Source organism: Brevibacterium sp. FAM 24630 (assembly GCF_049804075.1).
Classification (GTDB): domain Bacteria; phylum Actinomycetota; class Actinomycetes; order Actinomycetales; family Brevibacteriaceae; genus Brevibacterium.
This window is the reverse complement of sequence record NZ_JBNBZD010000003.1, coordinates 156,243-173,063: the sequence shown is the minus strand read 5'-3', so window position 1 is coordinate 173,063 and position 16,821 is coordinate 156,243. Positions and strand designations below refer to the sequence as shown.

Annotated in this window: 15 protein-coding genes; 8 read left to right on the top strand and 7 right to left on the bottom strand. The window is 67.0% G+C overall.

What is annotated here, in order from left to right; translation table 11 throughout:
* Positions 1 to 4: 4 nt before the first annotated feature.
* Complete coding sequence (locus ACPUD7_RS03680; protein WP_425119162.1) at positions 5 to 781, bottom strand: electron transfer flavoprotein subunit beta/FixA family protein; 777 nt, start codon at positions 779 to 781, stop codon at positions 5 to 7.
* A gap of 430 nt (positions 782 to 1,211) precedes the next feature.
* Here ACPUD7_RS03680 and ACPUD7_RS03675 point away from each other — a divergent pair, with 430 nt between their 5' ends.
* On the top strand, positions 1,212 to 1,667 hold the full coding sequence (locus ACPUD7_RS03675; protein ID WP_135537597.1) for an Lrp/AsnC family transcriptional regulator: 456 nt from the start codon (positions 1,212 to 1,214) through the stop codon (positions 1,665 to 1,667).
* Between the two features lie 289 nt (positions 1,668 to 1,956).
* Here ACPUD7_RS03675 and ACPUD7_RS03670 read toward each other — a convergent pair whose 3' ends face one another.
* Positions 1,957 to 3,894: a hypothetical protein gene (locus ACPUD7_RS03670; protein WP_425119161.1), complete on the bottom strand. Its 1,938-nt coding sequence runs from the start codon at positions 3,892 to 3,894 to the stop codon at positions 1,957 to 1,959.
* 100 nt (positions 3,895 to 3,994) lie between these two features.
* On the bottom strand, positions 3,995 to 4,624 hold the full coding sequence (locus ACPUD7_RS03665) for a TetR/AcrR family transcriptional regulator (protein WP_425119160.1): 630 nt from the start codon (positions 4,622 to 4,624) through the stop codon (positions 3,995 to 3,997).
* Between the two features lie 109 nt (positions 4,625 to 4,733).
* Here ACPUD7_RS03665 and ACPUD7_RS03660 point away from each other — a divergent pair, with 109 nt between their 5' ends.
* The 4 genes from ACPUD7_RS03660 (at position 4,734) to ACPUD7_RS03645 (ending at position 9,271) form a co-directional block, all read left to right on the top strand.
* Positions 4,734 to 5,249, top strand: coding sequence for a YqeB family protein (locus ACPUD7_RS03660; protein ID WP_425119159.1), 516 nt, complete (start codon positions 4,734 to 4,736; stop codon positions 5,247 to 5,249).
* 172 nt (positions 5,250 to 5,421) lie between these two features.
* On the top strand, positions 5,422 to 6,528 hold the full coding sequence (pdhA, locus tag ACPUD7_RS03655) for a pyruvate dehydrogenase (acetyl-transferring) E1 component subunit alpha (protein ID WP_135537600.1): 1,107 nt from the start codon (positions 5,422 to 5,424) through the stop codon (positions 6,526 to 6,528).
* Entirely contained in the window at positions 6,525 to 7,598 is a 1,074-nt protein-coding gene (locus tag ACPUD7_RS03650) for an alpha-ketoacid dehydrogenase subunit beta (RefSeq protein WP_425119158.1), read from the top strand. The genes pdhA and ACPUD7_RS03650 overlap by 4 nt, the downstream gene beginning before the upstream one ends.
* The gene (locus ACPUD7_RS03645) at positions 7,598 to 9,271 is read left to right on the top strand and encodes a dihydrolipoamide acetyltransferase family protein (RefSeq protein WP_135537602.1); all 1,674 of its coding nucleotides are present in this window, start codon (positions 7,598 to 7,600) and stop codon (positions 9,269 to 9,271) included. Before ACPUD7_RS03650 ends, ACPUD7_RS03645 begins: the two co-directional genes overlap by 1 nt.
* 110 nt (positions 9,272 to 9,381) lie before the next feature.
* Here the strand turns inward: ACPUD7_RS03645 and ACPUD7_RS03640 are convergent, their stop codons facing one another.
* The 3 genes from ACPUD7_RS03640 to ACPUD7_RS03630 are packed head-to-tail and all read right to left on the bottom strand — an operon-like array spanning position 9,382 to position 13,482.
* Positions 9,382 to 10,587: an acyl-CoA dehydrogenase family protein gene (locus ACPUD7_RS03640; protein WP_425119156.1), complete on the bottom strand. Its 1,206-nt coding sequence runs from the start codon at positions 10,585 to 10,587 to the stop codon at positions 9,382 to 9,384.
* A gap of 16 nt (positions 10,588 to 10,603) precedes the next feature.
* Positions 10,604 to 11,935, bottom strand: a complete 1,332-nt coding sequence (locus ACPUD7_RS03635) for a beta-ketoacyl-[acyl-carrier-protein] synthase family protein (protein ID WP_425119155.1) — start codon at positions 11,933 to 11,935, stop codon at positions 10,604 to 10,606.
* Positions 11,932 to 13,482 carry a class I adenylate-forming enzyme family protein gene (locus tag ACPUD7_RS03630; RefSeq protein ID WP_425119154.1) on the bottom strand — a complete coding sequence of 517 codons (1,551 nt, stop codon included), beginning with the start codon at positions 13,480 to 13,482 and terminating at the stop codon, positions 11,932 to 11,934. Before ACPUD7_RS03630 ends, ACPUD7_RS03635 begins: the two co-directional genes overlap by 4 nt.
* A gap of 162 nt (positions 13,483 to 13,644) precedes the next feature.
* Between ACPUD7_RS03630 and ACPUD7_RS03625 the strand changes: the two genes are divergently transcribed.
* From ACPUD7_RS03625 to ACPUD7_RS03615, 3 genes are read left to right on the top strand one after another with little or no spacing between them, the layout of a single operon-like run.
* Positions 13,645 to 14,253: a TetR/AcrR family transcriptional regulator gene (locus tag ACPUD7_RS03625; protein ID WP_425119153.1), complete on the top strand. Its 609-nt coding sequence runs from the start codon at positions 13,645 to 13,647 to the stop codon at positions 14,251 to 14,253.
* On the top strand, positions 14,250 to 14,591 hold the full coding sequence (locus tag ACPUD7_RS03620) for a DUF6204 family protein (protein WP_425119152.1): 342 nt from the start codon (positions 14,250 to 14,252) through the stop codon (positions 14,589 to 14,591). Before ACPUD7_RS03625 ends, ACPUD7_RS03620 begins: the two co-directional genes overlap by 4 nt.
* Complete coding sequence (locus ACPUD7_RS03615) at positions 14,588 to 15,037, top strand: hypothetical protein (RefSeq protein ID WP_425119151.1); 450 nt, start codon at positions 14,588 to 14,590, stop codon at positions 15,035 to 15,037. Before ACPUD7_RS03620 ends, ACPUD7_RS03615 begins: the two co-directional genes overlap by 4 nt.
* Before the next feature lie 118 nt (positions 15,038 to 15,155).
* On the opposite strand, the gene ACPUD7_RS03610 is transcribed toward ACPUD7_RS03615, so the two are convergent.
* Positions 15,156 to 16,550, bottom strand: coding sequence for an NAD-dependent succinate-semialdehyde dehydrogenase (locus tag ACPUD7_RS03610; RefSeq protein ID WP_425119150.1), 1,395 nt, complete (start codon positions 16,548 to 16,550; stop codon positions 15,156 to 15,158).
* Positions 16,551 to 16,821: the final 271 nt, after the last annotated feature.

The window sequence follows — 16,821 nt, the reverse complement described above, 5'->3', positions numbered from 1 at the left end:
CTCCTTAGGCCAGACGGTTCTTGGTGAGGTACTCGGCGAGCTCGGCGCCGCCATTGCCTTCGTCGACGACCTTCTCGCCGGCTTCGCGCGGCGGCTTCTCAGCGACGGTGACCATGATCGAGCGAGCCACGGACTGGTCCTCGGCATCGATGCCCAGATCGGACAGGCCGATGACCTCGAAGGGCTTCTTCTTCGCGGCCATGATGCCCTTGAAGTTCGGGAAGCGGGCTTCGGGCAGCGCCTCGGTGATCGAGATGACGGCGGGCAGTTCGGCCGAGACCTGCTGCTTGCCGCCTTCGATCGCGCGGGAGCCCGAGACCTTGCCGTCGGTCAGTTCGACGGTCGCCAGGCCGGTCACGTGCGGGTAGTCGAGGTGCTCGGCGAGCATCGCCGGCATCATGCCGCCGTTGCCGTCGGTGGAGACGTTGCCGGTGACGACGACGTCGTATTCGCCGCGGCGGATGGCGGCGGCGAGCACCTCGGCGGTCAGACCGAGATCGGCACCGGCCAGGCCCTCGTCGGCGACGTGCACGGCGTTGTCGCCGCCCATGGCCAGACCCTTGCGGATCGTGGCGGTCGCGGTGTCCGGGGACATCGAGATGACGGTCACCTCGGTGTCGCTGTCGCTGTCCTTGTGTGCCAGTGCGACCTCGAGGGCGCGCTCACCGATCTCATCGAGGACGGCTTCCGAGGCACCGCGATCGGCAAGCCCGGTTTCCAAGTTCAGTTTCCGGTCACCGTACGTATCCGGGACCTCTTTGACCAATACCGCGATCTTCAAGGATGACTCCTTAGTTTCGTGAAGCAGTTGGGCTGCAGTGAGACTTCTGTCTCATAATCTACAGGTGGCTGTTTGTCGACGGTTAACCGGGTCCGGCCGGATCCGATCATCTCTTCAGTCACCAATGGTACGTGGTACGCACCACAGACATCCTCGTTACTGTACGAACGATCGACAGAATTTGTCCAATGCCTCGGACCGCGGCCCCACTTCCCCGCTTCCGCGCACCGGCCCGTTTCCCCGCACCTCGCAGACGCCCGAGCCTGCCCGGTGTGGCGCAGAACCCTCGCCGAGGCGGGGCTCTAGAATCGAGGAGGGACTCTAGAATGGGGTCAGACCGACAGGACACGGTCAGACCGACCCTTGCCTCCCGGTGCCGATCCGAACCCGGGCGGACAGGACGCGAACATCAACGGTGAAGGAGCGCCCCGTGGCTTTCGACCTCGACGACATCGACCGCAGCATCATCGCTGCCCTCGTCGAGGATTCGCGCCTGAGTGTGCGCCAGCTGGCCGAGCGCGTCCACATCTCCCGCTCGGCGGCGCACAAGCGCTTCACCACCCTCGTCGAATCGGGTGCGATCAGGAAATTCACCGCCGAGGTGGACCGCCGCGCCCTCGGCATGACCGTGACCGCGGTCGTCGTCGTCAAGATCGGCGAGCGCCCCTGGCCGCAGGTCCGCGACGACCTGGCCGAACTGCCGTTCGTCGAGAAGGTCCAAGCCGTCAGCGGCGACATCGACGCCCTGGTCACGGTCAACGCCCCGGACAATACGGCACTCTCACAGGTCATTCTGCGCCGGATCCACGAGGTGCCCGGCGTCGTGTCCTCCCGCTCGCTGCTCATCCTCGACGAGGCCGAGGGACACAGGCCCGGCGCCGGCTGAGCGATTCACCGGCTACGACTCACCGGCAGGGCGACTCACAGACAGGGCATCGGCCCCGCAGATGAACCGTGCGGTGAATCGTCGAAGCCCCCGGCACCGGAATTTGCGCCGAGGGCTCCATGACGTGAAACAGAGAGAATCACCACCATCGTGTCCAACACTTCAAGCCAGCGTGTCAACCGCCTTAGGCAAGACCGATGTTTCGTAATTCTCATAGGCTAGCCTAACCCGCAGCACGGCAACGCACAACAGGTCGTCGGCAACTATTTTCCCGAGACCGGCCGAATCCTCAGCGCGAGAGCAGCATGAGAGCGGCACCGGCGACGATGCGCCGGTACACCGGCTCTACGGACACCGTGTCTCCGTCTGCCTCAAAGAGCCCGAGCTCGGTCAGCTCCTGCAGCTCGTCCGCCAGCAATGTGGAGATCCGGCCGGCGCGCACCTCGTCGATGTCGAGCTCGGGAGGCTCGGGTGCGGAGTCGGGAGTGAGGATCTCGATGAGACGCTGGGCGATCGTGATCGCCGGGGCACCATAGTCCTCGCCGGGAACCAGGTTGATCACGTCGAGCAGCCGCTCGTAGATGAACGCGCCGATGACCGGCAGTGCCGCATCCGCGCTCACCACACCAGAGCGCCACTGGTCAGCGGCGTCGGCGGGCCTGACCTTCGTCCCAGTGATCTCGATGATCTCCGCGCTCTGCATGACGGCCCACATCGCCTCGAGGACGGGCACCTCATCCGCGCTGCGCGCATAGTTCACGCCGTCTTCGTACCGGGCGTTCGAGGCCACACCGACGGCATCGATGCCGAACTGTCCGGCCGCCTCGGCGATATCCGCTCGCTTCACCCGTCCCGTTCCGGTCACCTGTCGGGAGTCGCCGATCCACTCGAGGATTCCGGCGATGCCGGTGACGAGGCGGTTCTGCGTCATGGGCTGCGCGAGCTGCTCCTCGCTCAGTGCATTGGCTTCGACGGCGGCCATCAGGGCCGAGGGCAGCGGGTCGGTGCGCATGCTCGCGGCCTCGGCTCGGGCGCGAGCGGCGTTCCAGCGTTCGGGGGTCTCGTCGGTGTCCATGCGGAAGCGGAGATAGTTGTCGAGAGCTTCGAGGCTGTCGAGGAAGATCACCGTCGAAGGCGATTCGCCGTCGGCATTCTCGGCGCCCTCCTGTCCGTCGACGGCGAAGCTTTCAAGGACGTCGAGGAGGTCGTCGATTCCCTCCGGCTCGTCGATATCTGCGCGGGAGGATACGGCGATGCAGAACAGGAGGTGGGCGATGTCGAAGACCTCTGAGTCTTCATCGCCGTCGTCGTAGGCCTCGGCCAGCCAGTCGCGGAAGCGCTGGTAGAGCGGCATCTCGTAGACGGTCTTTTCGACCTCGTCCATTCGCTCATCGATGTCCCGCGGGTCAGCGGCAGCACCGGCTGCATTATCGGCAGCGTTCGATCCGCCGAGCCACTCGGGCAGGTCCTGCTCCACAGCGGGGCCGTCCTGAGCTTCCTGACCATCCTGGATCACTCGGTCGGTGGGGCTGTAGGTGCCGGCGACCGGTTCCGGATAACCGTCGAGGGGCATGAGTTCGTCGACGACGTCCTGCGCCGAAACCTTGTTTCGCTTGGTCAGGCGCACGACCACGGCGGCCACGGCGAGCATGGACCCTTCGAGGACGTGAAGTCCGCTGTTGCTGTTGATGAGGCGGTCGAGGCTGTCGACGACGCGCCCCTTGTGCGCCAGCGCCAGGATGTCGCGTGCCACGGCACGGGACTTCTTCGTCGGCCACTTCGGCGCCATCACTCCGCCCAGTTTGGGTCCGTGGGTCTCGTCGGTGAACCATTCGTCGACCAGGCCCATCGCCACCCCGGTCACCTGTGCGACGCTCGGATTGAAGTCCTCAGGATCCGAGGGCAGGGAGGCCACAACAGCCTCGGCGCGCTTGGTATCACCCTCGGCGAAGGCAAGGGAGAAGGACCGCAGCTTCCCCACCGCCAGTCCGCGATGGGCACCGACCGGAGTGAACAGACGGCGGTTGTACGCCACCTGTGCCCCTTCCATGGCTGCGTGGAATTCGGCTTCGGTGAAGTCCGCATCCGGATCGTCGATGTCGACGCCTTCAGCTTTGAGGAACGGCGCCAACTCCCGCATCATCCGATCGCCCATGCCGGGGTTGTGGCTGATTTTGCCGCCCGCTGCCATACCGTGGAATTCGGGACTGTCGAAGAAAGAAGACACGCACTGCTCCTGCCGAGGATGAACTGAAGCAATAACGGTAACAAGCCAGACCTCGTCCGCCCCAGAACCGACCCGGCATGGCCCCGCGTCTTTACCGAGATCACACTCCGGGCGAGCCCAGGGTCTTCCGCACCGCCCTGATGGTCAGCTCGAGGGACTGGGCGCGCGCGGTCGGATCGTCAACGCCGACACTCACGCTGAAGAGGTGTCCGGAGCCGATAGTGAGGTAGACGAATGCCGCCGCCCATCCGATCGGCACGCCCTCATCGATGGAGCCGTCCGCCTGCCCCCTTGCGATGACGGCTTCGAGCGGATCGTCCTCGTCGCCCGCAACTTCCGCGCCACCGCCCGCAGATTCTGCATCCGCACGGGACTCGGTGGCCGCCTCGGCGAAGGTCTCGTCGGTGATGATCGGGTTGTCGGCGAAGAGCAGGGTGAGCACATCGGGCAGCGTGAACAGCTCCGCGCAGATCCGCTCGAGCGCGGCCAATCCATCGCCGTCGCCGGGCCGGGCCTTCATGACCGCCTCACCGAATCGCCGGGCACCGAGCCGGGCCGCCGCGGAGACGAGCGCCTCCCGATCACCGAAATGCCGATAGAGAGTGGTGCGGCCGACGCCGATCGACTGCGAGAGCTCGATCATCGACGCCCGCGGGTTCGCAGCAAGCTGGGTCAGCGCCTCGCTGACCAGGGCATCTCGGCCCAATCGACGCATGCCCTGCACCGGCACACCCCCTCCCTGACTCGGTGAACGATACAGAGCAGTCTACTTGTGGAACACGCTTGTTCCACTTTGGTATCATGGAGTACCGCAAAGGCCTTCGAGGATTGAGCATGTGATGGATCAGCCCCGACAGAAGAACGACCCCACCGCCCGGCAGCCCCATACCGCTGCAACGTTCGCACTCAGTCGGACCGACGTCGTCGTCATCGGCCTCGTCTGCATCGGCATCGGCGTGGCGCTCGGATTCTTCCTGCCCGCACTCGGATCGATCGCCGCGACATTCCCCATTCCCTTCGGAGACGTCATCGAGAAGCTCAGCCGGTTCGACCAGGCGTGGGTTGTCATCGCCCGTCCGATCATCGGCGGGGCGCTCGGGCTCATCGCCACGTTCGTCATCGCCGCCTCGACGACTCCCCTGCGCATCGACGAGCACGGAATCACCATCGGACGAGACGACGACCACCCGCTGCGCATCTCCCGCTCCTCGTTTTCGACCGCATATTTCGCCGAGGGCAAACTCGTCGTCGTCACCGAAGGCGGGCATCAGGCCTTCAAGGGAACCGTCGAAGGCAAGAAAGCTGCGATCGCCGAGGCCTTCACCTCCCACGGCTATCGTTGGGGTGAGATCTGAAGACCGTGGCACCGGCGCGCCCGCGTGAATGAACCCCCGACCGCCCAGCCAAATGTCCACTCGGCCTGCCGGAACCGGCCCCTTCGTCCCGAGTTCGCGACACGTTTGGCCGCCCGTCCTCACCTGGCGTGACGCCATGGAATCGTGACTCGGCTCACGTCACCATGGGGGCATGACCATTGACGTTCCCACCACAGGCCGTTCACTGCCCCAGCTGCAGCCGATCAGCTTCATCGGCGCAGATGGCCGGCTCACCGACACCCCGACCGAGGGGCTGCGCATTCCCAGCGATCGCACCCTGACCGGGCTTTACCGGCAGATGGTCCTCGTCCGACGGTTCGAAGCACAGGTCACGCACCTGACCCGTCAGGGTCGACTCGCGACCTATCCCTCCGCGGCAGGTCAGGAGGCCGCCGAGGTGGGGGCCACCACCGCGCTGGCCCCCGGCGATTGGCTCTTCCCCACCTACCGGGACTCGGCAGCGCTGCTGACCCGTGGGGTGCCCGTGCCCGAGATCCTCGCGGCCTTCCGCGGCGACTGGCACTGCGGGTTCGACCCGCACGAGTACCACATCTCACCTGCGGCGACGCCTCTTGCGACGCAGACCCTGCATGCCACGGGATTCGCCATGGCGGCGAAACTCAAGGGAACGGATGCTGCGACTCTGACCTTCCTCGGCGACGGCGCCAGCAGCGAGGGCGATGCTCATGAGGCCCTCAACTTCGCCTCCGTCTGGCAGACGCCGACGGTCTTCGTCCTCCAGAACAACCAGTATGCGATCTCGACTCCGCTGCGGGAGCAGACGAACGCGACGATGCTCGCCGACCGGGCCGCCGGCTACGGAATGCCCGGGCTGCGCGTCGACGGCAACGATGTCGCCGCTGTGTTCGCCGCTGTCACCGCCGCCCTTGAGCGCGGCCGGAACGGCGACGGCCCCACCCTCATCGAGGCCCTGACCTACCGGATGGAATCGCACACGAACTCCGACGACCCGACGAAGTACCGCGACGCCGAGGAGGTCGAACACTGGAAGCAGTTCGATCCCATCGATCGTCTCGAGAAGTACCTGCGTCAGACCGGTGCCCTCGACGATGCCGGCGTCGATGAGATCGCCGAGGCGGCCGAGACCTTGGCCGCGTCCGTCCGCGATGCCATGAACACCGAGGCCGAGATCGACCCGCGCGAACTCTTCGCCCACGTCTACGCTCGCCCGCGCACCGCACTGGCCGAGCAGCAGCAGGTCCTCGAAGCCGAACTCGCAGCGGCGGGGCACGCATGAGCGTTGAAACGGGAACCGATTCCACCACCGATCCGACCGCGGTGAACGACGAAACCGCCACGGCCGCCTCGGCGAGCAATGTCGGGTCCGCCCCGTCCTCGGTGACGATGACGAAGGCGCTCAACCAGGCGCTGCGCGACAGTCTGGCCGCCGACGACACCGTGCTCATCTTCGGTGAGGATGTCGGCCGCCTCGGCGGGGTCTTCCGTGTCACGGAAGGACTGCGCGCGGAATTCGGGTCGAATCGGGTCTGGGACTCGCCGCTGGCGGAGTCCGGGATCATCGGCACGGCGATCGGCATGGCGATGAACGGGATGCGCCCGGTCGTCGAGATGCAGTTCGACGCCTACGCCTACCCGGCATTCGAGCAGATCGTGTCCCATGTGGCGAAGATGCGGAACCGGACGAAAGGCAAGGTCAGCCTGCCGATCACGATCCGCATTCCCTATGCCGGGGACATCGGCGGCGTCGAGCACCACTCGGATTCCTCCGAAGCGTATTGGACCTCGACTCCGGGGCTGACCGTCGTCACGCCCTCGAATCCGGCGGACGCGTATTCTCTGCTGCGCGAGTCGATCGCCTCCGATGACCCGATCGTGTTCATGGAGCCGAAGTCGCGGTACTGGATGAAGGAGACCCTCTCCCTGCCGGTGACCACGGCTGCGATGGACCGTGCTCAGGTCCTCCGCGATGGCACCGATGTCACCCTCCTCGCCTATGGTCCGACCGTGCGCACCGCACTCGATTCCGCGGAAGCCGGTGCCGAGCACGGTCTGTCCGTCGAGGTCATCGACCTGCGCACGCTGTCGCCTTTCGACGATGAGACCGTGTCCGCCTCGGTGCGCAAGACCTCGCGGGCCGCGGTCATCCATGAGGCCGCGCAGTTCGGCGGATACGGCGCCGAGGTGGCCGCCCGCCTCACCGAACGCAATTTCACGCACCTGTCGGCCCCGATCCTGCGGATCGCCGGGTTCGACGTGCCCTATCCCTCACCGAAGATGGAGGAGTACTACTTGCCGACGGTCGAACGCGTGCTCGATGCTCTCGAATCGTGGGATTGGGAGCTGTGATGAGTGCTGAGACGAGTTCTGTGCGTCGCGATGCCGGCTCCGCCGCGGCCACGCGCGAGTTCATCCTCCCCGACCTCGGCGAGGGGCTGACCGAGGCGGAGCTCATCTCCTGGAAGGTCGCCGTCGGCGATGAGGTCCAGGTCGATCAGATGGTCGTCGAGGTCGAGTCCGCGAAGTCCGTCGTCGAACTCCCCTGCCCCTACGCGGGACGCATCGTCAGCCTCCACGCCGCCGCCGGGGACACCGTCAGTGCAGGTCAGGCCCTGCTCTCCGTCGCCGAGGCGGGAGCCGAGGTGAGCGCGGGCGCTGAGTCGACAGCCGACGGCGGTTCCGAGAGCGCGGTGGCGAGCACGAGCGCAGTCGACGCAAACGGCGGAGACGACGGCGGCGAGACTGGCGCCGACGAATCGAACGGCGCGAACCTCATCGGCTACGGCACTTCGGAGCCGAAGACCAGGTCGACGAAGAAACGCTCGTTCGGCGGCAAGCACGCGGCCACACCGGATGCGACATCTACCGCCGCACCGACTGCGGCTCCCGCCGTTCCGACCGTCGTCCCGGATGCTCCAACGCAGCCGCCGACAGAGGCGCCCGCACGCGCTGATGGCTCGTTACCGTCCTCCACGGTCGACTCGTCGGTGTCCGCCGCCGACGAATCAGCGAGCGATGCGGACAACCACGTCTCCCCCGTATCCTCTCCCCTCGTGCGCAAGCTCGCGAAGGATCACGGCATCAGCGCCAAGCACCTGCCCGGTACCGGCCCAGGCGGGGTCGTGACCAGGGTCGATGTGCAATCAGCGATCGGGTCCGGGGCAGGTGCCGCTGCCCACGTCCCCGCAGGGACGTCGCCGGCAAACCAACCGCACCTGGGCACGGAACGGGGAGCCGCCTCGGCGAGCGCTTCCGCATCCCGAACAGCCGCTGCGGCGAAGTTGCCCGCCTTCGCCGGCGATGCCGCAGCAGCGAATTCCCATCGGTCCGACCGCGACACTCGCACCCCGATCACGGGGCTGCGGAAGGTCGTGTCCGAACGCCTCACGAAGTCGCGGCAGGAGATCCCCGAGGCGACGATCTGGCTCGACGTCGACGCCACCGAGCTGCTGACCACGAAGCGCGCGCTCGAGGCGCGCTCGGGAGAGAAGTACTCTCTGCTCTCGCTCGTCGCCCGCTTCGTCGTGGCCGGGCTGAAGAAGTATCCGATCATCAACTCCTCGATCGACACGGCCGCCGGTGAGATCGTCACCCACGGCGACATCAACCTCGGACTGGCCGCGCAGACTCCGCGCGGACTCATGGTTCCCGTCGTCCACGGGGCGGGCGAGATGAGCCTGCGACAGCTGCGCGATTCGGTGTCGGCGACCGTCGGCAAGGCGACGACAGGGAAGTTCGATCCGACTGAGCTCTCGGGAGGAACATTCACGCTCAACAACTACGGTGTGTTCGGCGTCGACGGTTCGGCCCCGATCATCAACCTCCCCGAGGTGGCCATGCTCGGTCTCGGCCGGATCAAGGAACGTCCCTGGGTCGTCGACGGACAGCTGACCGTGCGCAAGGTCATGTACCTGTCCTTCGTCTTCGACCACCGGGCCTGTGACGGTCAGGAACCGAGCGAGTTCCTCACCTTCGTCGCCGCCTGCATCGAGAACCCGATCTCGCTGCTCCCCGAGCTCTGAGGGCGCGGCGCCCTCAGGTAACGCGAACGTCGAAAAGGTCGTCGCTGGCGGCGCTCTTTTCGAGTTTCGCGCTACCTGAGCGACGACCAGGACAGCCGCCGGCTCCCTCCCTACCCGTCGAGCAGAGCCGCCGCGTACATGGGGCGGGCGGCATCGGCGCTCGGCGGGTGGAACAGTCCGGCCGCGGCATCGCGGAAGAGTCGGGAGAGTTCGTGCTTGTTGCCGAATCCGCTGCCGCTCGTGCACATGAGCGCGGTCTCCGTGCAGTGTCGGGCCGCCTCGGCGGATTTGATGCGAGCACCCACGAGCCGCAGCGGCCACCCTGCCCCGTGATCGACCAGGTCATCGAAGTCCCGCGCATAGGCATCGATCATCGCGGTCACCGGCATGAGGTCGAGGTGGGCGTCGGCCAGGCGGGTCCGGGCCTCGGGCACCTCGGCGAAAGCGGTGCCGGCCTTCGCGGACTTCCGCTTGTGGAGCCCGGCCGCACCGAGTTCCAGAGCCCGGCCGGCGACTCCCGCATAGACGGCGGCGATGAGCAGCTGGAAGTTGCTCGTGATGGCGAAGGTGAGCAGGTCGGGGTGTCTGCCGGCGGGGATGACCCGCGAGACCCGCTCGGGTCTCATCGGCACCTGGTCGAGGATGGTCGCCCGCGACTGCGAGGCCCGCATGCCGAGCACATCCCAGTCATCGGAGACGGTGATCCCCGGCGCCGAACGTTCGATGAAGCCGTAGACGAGTTCGCCCTCGGCCGGTTCATCGGCATCGGGTCCGGCGATGCCGTCGTCATCGGCGGCCACGGCCCCATGGACGATGAGCCGAGTCCACACGGGTGACAGCGACGTGAAGATCTTCACCCCGGTGAGTTCGAACCCGCCGTCCGCGGTGGGCACCGCCTCGGTCGTCGAGCCCTGCAGCACCCAGTCGTTCGAGGGTTCGGAGATGCCGAAGGCGAAGATCTCACCGGCCATGACCTCGTCGAAGACCCAGTTGAGCGAGTCGTCACCGCGATCATTCATCGCCTTGACCACGCCCGTGCACATGAGGTGCATGTTGATCGCCAGCGCGGTTCCCGGCGCCGCCGCGGCCAGTCGCTGCTGCAGCCGGGAGACCTCGAACAGGCTCAGCCCGGGTCCACCGTGGGTCTGCGGGACGAACAGGGTGAGGTAACCCAGTGACTTCAGCTCCTCAAGGTCCTCATCGAAGAACCGGTTCTCGCGGTCATAGACATCGGCCCGCCGCCGGAAGCGTTCGAGCGCCTCATCGGGCAGGTGCTTCTCGGCCAGTTCGCGAACGCGCATCTCACGGTCGGTCATCGTCTCTCCTCTGTTCTCAGCTGTGTTCATTCGTGCGCGCCGCACCCACCGCGGCGAGACTCCGGCTCAGGATGATCGCCCCGTTGTGTCCGCCGAAACCGAACGAAGTCGACAGCACGGTGGTGGCGGCCGCCTCGGCGAGGGTCTTGTCTTCATTCAGTTCACGGGCCTGGCCTGCGACGATGTCCCATTCGGGGAACTCGCGGTCATAGAGGTTGAGCGTCGGCGGCAGCACCTGATCGCGCAGCGTCATGATCGCGATGATCGCTTCGACCACGCCCGAAGCGCCGAGCAGATGCCCCGTCGATGATTTCGTCGCCGAAATCGGGATCGTTCGCCCGTCCTCGCCGAGGACCGCGTCGAAGGCGGCGAGTTCGGCCCGGTCCCCGGCCGGTGTGCCCGTGGCGTGGGCGTTGATGTGGTCGATGTCGCCGGGTTCCAGCCCGGCATCGGCCAAGGCCTGCACCATCGCCGAGGCGGCTCCCCGCCCATCCGGATGCGGATTCGTCGGGTGGTGGGCATCGCTGGCGGCGCCGAACCCGGCGAGTTCGGCGAGCGGTTCGGCCCCGCGTGCGGCGGCGGAGTCGGCGGATTCGAGGAGGATCGCGGCCGCCCCCTGGCTCATGACGAACCCGTTCCGGGCGCGGTCGAAGGGCCGGCTCGCTGCGGTCGGGTCATCGTCGAAGCCTGCGGCGAGGGCGCGCATGTTCGCATTCGAGGCGAGATTGACCGCGCCGAGGCAGTCCTCCATCCCGACGACGAGCACAGCCTCGGCGTAGCCGTGGCGGATGCGTCGCATGGCCTCTCCCAGGCCGATCGCCCCGGATGCGCAGGTCGCGGACACGCCTTGCCCGGGACCGCGGAGATCGAAACGCTGGCTGATGAGGGCGGCCGCCGAGTCCGGCGCACCGTGGATGGCCAGAGTCAGCGGCACCGCGCGGGGGCCGCCGGAATCGAGGACGCGGGTCGCTGACTGCATGGCATCGACGGGCCCAGATCCGGTGGCGGCGATGACGGCGGTGCGGTCACGGTCCCAGGGCAGTTCCTCGGCGGCCGAGGCGATTCCGGCCTGGCGGAGGGCCTGGTCGGCGGCGGCGATGGCCCAGTGCTGGACGGGGCTGAGACGGCGGGCGAGCGCTCGAGGCAGGATGGCCTCGGCGTCGAAGTCGCGGATCTGTCCGCCGATGCGCACCGCGAGGTCCGCGAACTGCTCACCGGCGAGGACGTCGATGGCGCTGATTCCGGTGCGGACGGATTCCCACAGGGATTCGGGGTCCTGCCCGCTCGGGGTGATGGCGCCGAGTCCGGTGACGACGACTCGGCGCGGTGGGGTGGTGGGGGTGTTCACAGTCGCTGTCCCTGTCCGTTCGTGATGAGTTCGGTGGCTTCCGTGCGCCGGATCTTCCCGCCCACGGTCCGCGGCAGTCGGTCGATCAGGTAGAACCGACGCGGCACGAACTGCGGGGCCAGGCGGGCACGCGCGTGAGCAAGCAGCGCGGCCTTGCCTGGGACAGACGGCGCAAGGCCGGCTCCGGTGGCGGACCCGGTTTCGATGACGAGGGCGACGATGCTGCCGAGGCTGTCGTCGGGCAGCGCGATCGCGCACGCCTCGCCGAGGCGGGGGCACGTCTCGAACGCCCGCTCGACTTCCGGCAGGGACACCTTGTGTCCTCCCGTGATCGCGATATCCCCGGCACGGCCGGCCAGTTGGAGCAGTCCGCCTTCGATGCGTCCCTGGTCGCCGACGCTGGCCCATCCGTCCGGGCCCTGGAGCTGCGCGTCGGTGGTGCCGGTGACGTAGCCGTCGGAGCACGCGGCGGCCCTGATCCACAGGGTGCCGATCTCTCCATCGGGCAGGGGTTGCCCGTCGTCTCCGCGCACCTCGGCCCCGATCGAGTCGTAGACGGTGATCCAGGTGCCGTCGCCGGCGCGGCTGTCGCCGATGAAGCCGATCTCGGCGGCACCGTAGTAGCTGATGAGTCGGGCCTCGGGGAGGACCTCGGCGAGACGGTCGCGGATGCTCGCGGGCAGGTTCGCTCCCCCGGTGACGAGGAGGTCGAGACCGTGGAAACGGTCGGGGGAACGCCCGGCCGCCTCGGCGAGGGCCTTGACCACAGCGGGCACGGCGACGATGCGGGTGATGGCTTCGTCCGCGATGCGCGGCCCCATGGTGAAGGGGTCGAAGTCGTCGGCGACGTGGACGCTGCCGCCGGTGGCAAGCGACTCGATGACCGCATAGAGGGTGAGGCTGTAGGACACGGGGCCGGGTGCGAGCGTGGCCACCTCGGGGAGCGGTTCGAGGTGAGCGGAGGAGACGGCCACATTGTCCCGGTACTGCTGCCGGGTCTTGATGAAGGCCTTGGGATTGCTCGTCGTGCCCGAGGAGAAGAGCATGAGGAAAGGTTCGCTCGCCTCGCGGACGGTCGGGGCCGGAGCCGGGGTGCCAGCGCTGCGGACCTGTGCCTCGCGTGTCGCGAATTCGGCCGGGGTGATCACGGTCCCGGTCCAGCCGGCGGCGGCGAGCGCCTCGGCGAGGGTGGGCGATTCGCTGATGACGAGGCCGATGCCTGTCGTGCGGATGACTCCGACCTGATGGTCGAGCGGCCACCGCGGATCGATGGTCGCCGAGACCGCGCGGTAGCCGGCGAGACCGGCGATGATGCGGGCGGTGAAGAACGCCGAGGTGGTGCTCACGGCCGTGATCGGAATTCCCTGGGTCTCCGGGGCGGGCCGCGGCGGTTCGGTCTGCGCCCGGTGGAGGGAGTCGACGACGGCGAACGCGACACGGGAGTCAGCGACGAGCTCCCCGTAGCTCAGTCGGGCCTCAGACCCGGCGAGGGCGAGCTGATCGGGGCGTTCGAGTGCCACGTCGAGGATCGTCGAGGTGATCGGCAATTCTGACCTCCAGAGTTCATGGCATTCCATCGGAGCGTTCGGCGGCACACCGGCGCACCATGTCGGCCGTTCCCACAGTACAACGTGGCCGACGCCCCCTCACCGCAGCCCTGCCACTGAGATACTTTCGAGTATTCGGATACTTCAGTGTATTCTGAAATCATGACTACCCCCTCCACACCCCGATTGACGCGCCGCGAGAGCCAGGAGCTCACCCGTCGACGCCTCATCGAATCGGCCGCCGGACTCTTCGCCGAGCACGGGGTGCGCGGCACCTCGCTCATCGCGGTCGCGGAGACCGCCGGGTTCAGCCGCGGGGCGGTCCATGGGAACTTCTCCGACAAGGACGAGCTCGCCGCGGCGGTCGTGCAGTTCGTCGTCGAGGATCTCGGGCCCGAGCTCGACCGGGCCCTGAGCTCGGCCGGGTCTGCGAACGACCGGCTCGCGGCCTATATCTCCACACACATCGACTACTGTCGCCGCGAACCGGCTCGGGCCGCAGCCATCATCGCAGCAGTGGGCTACCTCAGCCGGCCCGCTGCCCCGGCGCAGTCCTACGGCGAGCGCTCCGCCGATTCCATCGCCGACCTCGTGGCGCTCTTCGAGGACGGCCAGCGCCGAGGCGAGATGCGCAGCTTCGATCCCGCCACGATGGCCCTGGCTCTGCGTTCCGTCCTCGACACGGCAGTGCCCACCCATCCCAGCATCGAAGCGCACGAGATCATCACCCTGTTCGACCACGCCACCCGAGCCGAAGAGGCCCCACAATGACCTGGAATTTTCGCATCACCGTCCACGGGCGCTTCGCCGCACTCGACGAGGAGCAGCGCCGCAGCCTCCGTGCGGCACAGGACGATCACGACATGCTCTCCGCGCACTTCTCCCCCGAGGGCACGTTCCTCTACACGCCCGAGCTCGTGAACTATCAGCACCGATTTCTGGTCACCAGCGACGAGGCGGACCGCGATGACGCCGAAACGCTGGCGAGCATCCGAGCCGAGGAGCTCTCCGATGCCGACCTCGCCGCACGCGGCCTCGGCGGCAGGGTCGTGAGTGTCTCAGCGGTGTGCGTAGAAGAGGTCAAGGTGCGGACGAGGACACGGTCATGAGCACAGACGAAGCCGCCGACTGCGCTTCCGTGCCGAACCTCGAGGCCGCATTGACTCTGGCCTGGGCGAAGAGCTCTTTGGACACGACGGTCGGCGCGGCGCTCTCGCGCGTGGGGCTCAGCTTGGACGACCTTCGCCGACTGCGCCTCATCGATGCCCGGCCACAGGGGCTGGGCCGAGAGGACCTCGCCGAGGCGATGGGCGAGACGCTTTCACAGGCGGTGCGTGCCAGTCTGCCTCTGGTCAAACTCGGTTGGCTCTCACGCTCGGAATCGGGTGAGTTCTCCCTCACCGACAGCGGCCGCTTCCTCGTCGAGCAGTCCGAGGGCATCGCAGAGAAGGCGGCGCGCCGCTGGTTCGCCGAGAACGGCCTCGACCCCAGTGAGGTGTCGACGATCGCGGGGTCGGCCCCTGATGTCGATACTCAGTGGACCTTCGAGAGCTGAGCTCCCCAGCTGAGCGCCCCGCCGCAAGACAGCGAAAAACGGGCTGAGCGTCGAGACACACGTGCGTTCACACGTTTCTCGACGCCCAACCCGTTTATCGACGGTGTGCGGTCAAATATCAGTCAGCCACGTAGTACATGCGCTTGTTGACGAACTCGTCCATGCCGTAGGGACCGAGCTCGCGACCGAAGCCCGAACGCTTGGTTCCGCCGAACGGGATCTCCGCGCCTTCGCCGGCCGGGGTGTTGACGTTGGACATGCCGACGTCGAGGCGCTGAGCGAGCTTCGCGGCACGCTCGGGATCCTTCGCGAACACGGCACCGCCGAGGCCGAAGCGCGAATCATTGGCCAGCTCGAGGGCCTCATCATCGCTGCTGACTTTGTAGACGGTGGCCACAGGTCCGAAGAGCTCCTCGCGGTAGGCGTCCATCTCCGAGGTGACTCCGGTGAGCACGGCCGGGGTGACATAGGCCGAACCATCGGTGGCGAGTTCACCGCCGACGAGCTTCGCTCCCTGTTCGACCGCCCGATCGAGCTGCTTGCGCAGGTTCTCGGCCGCGCCCCGAGAGGACAGAGGCGAGTACTTGCCGTCGCCCGCCTCGGCGGGGGTGCCCTTCTCCCAGGACTGGGCACGTTCGGTCAGTCCGGACACGAAGTCGTCGTAGATGTCGTCCATAACGATCATCCGCTTGTTCGCATTGCACACCTGGCCGGTGTTGTAGAGGCGAGTGCCCCAAGCGGTGTCGACGGCCTCGTTCATGTCATCGGTGTCGAGGATGATGTAGGGGTCGGAGCCGCCGAGCTCGAGCACGGCCTTCTTCAGATGCTTGCCCGCCGTGGCGGCCACGGCCGAGCCGGCGCGTTCGGAACCGGTCAGGGACACGCCTTCGACGCGGTCATCGGCGATGATCGTCTCGATCTGCTCGTGCGTGGCGTAGATGTTGTTGTACACGCCCTCGGGGACGCCGGCTTCCTTCATGAGCTCGGCGATCTTCGCCGAGGAGCGGGGGCAGATCTCCGCATGCTTGAGGATGATCGTGTTGCCGAGCACGAGGTTCGGCGCGGCGAAGCGAGCCACCTGGTAGTACGGGAAGTTCCACGGCATGATGCCCAGCAGGGCACCGACCGGGCGGCGCTGGATGAACGCCTTGCCTCCGGACATCGATTCGATCGGCTCATCGGCGGCGAACTTCGGTCCGTTGTCGGCGTAGTAGTTGAAGATCGCCTCGCAGAACTCGGCCTCTTCCTCACCTTCGGCGGTGGGCTTGCCCATCTCCTCGGCGATGATCTTCGCGAGCTCGGCCTTGTGCTCACCGAACAGGGCTGCGACCTTGTTGACGACGGCAGCGCGCTCCTCGATGGTCTTGTCCCGCCAGGCCTGGAACCCCTTGTGCGCGGACTCGAGGACCTGCTGGATCTCCTCGTCGGTCGCGTTGTCGAACTTCTCGACGACTTCACCGGTGGCCGGGTTTTCGACGCGGTAGCCGCCTGCGGCGCTTCCTACATTGCTCATTCCAGACTCCTTTGACGTGGGCGCCTGTTGGCGCCGGCTAAGCAATCGCATACCTCTTCGCCGTCGGAATCGACGGATTGCGTATGCCTGTCTCACACGCTATCAACACGTGACCCGCGCAACAAGTGCCGGAACCTGGGGGAATCCTCAGTCCTGGATCGATCACCGACCCGCCACCGAGGGAGTGCGGATTCCGAATACGCTTCAACGAAATCCGCATGCCGTGAGTGCAGAACACAGCCACCTCCCAAGGGGCAGCCGCCTGCAAGGG

Excerpts from the sequence above, each read along its gene's own strand:
- ACPUD7_RS03660 (WP_425119159.1), top strand. The coding sequence starts at position 4,734 with ATGGATCAGCCCCGACAGAAGAACGACCCCACCGCCCGGCAGCCCCAT.
- pdhA (WP_135537600.1), top strand. The coding sequence starts at position 5,422 with ATGACCATTGACGTTCCCACCACAGGCCGTTCACTGCCCCAGCTGCAG.
- ACPUD7_RS03650 (WP_425119158.1), top strand. The coding sequence starts at position 6,525 with ATGAGCGTTGAAACGGGAACCGATTCCACCACCGATCCGACCGCGGTG.
- ACPUD7_RS03645 (WP_135537602.1), top strand. The coding sequence starts at position 7,598 with ATGAGTGCTGAGACGAGTTCTGTGCGTCGCGATGCCGGCTCCGCCGCG.
- ACPUD7_RS03640 (WP_425119156.1), bottom strand. The coding sequence starts at position 10,587 with ATGACCGACCGTGAGATGCGCGTTCGCGAACTGGCCGAGAAGCACCTG.
- ACPUD7_RS03625 (WP_425119153.1), top strand. The coding sequence starts at position 13,645 with ATGACTACCCCCTCCACACCCCGATTGACGCGCCGCGAGAGCCAGGAG.
- ACPUD7_RS03620 (WP_425119152.1), top strand. The coding sequence starts at position 14,250 with ATGACCTGGAATTTTCGCATCACCGTCCACGGGCGCTTCGCCGCACTC.
- ACPUD7_RS03615 (WP_425119151.1), top strand. The coding sequence starts at position 14,588 with ATGAGCACAGACGAAGCCGCCGACTGCGCTTCCGTGCCGAACCTCGAG.
- ACPUD7_RS03610 (WP_425119150.1), bottom strand. The coding sequence starts at position 16,550 with ATGAGCAATGTAGGAAGCGCCGCAGGCGGCTACCGCGTCGAAAACCCG.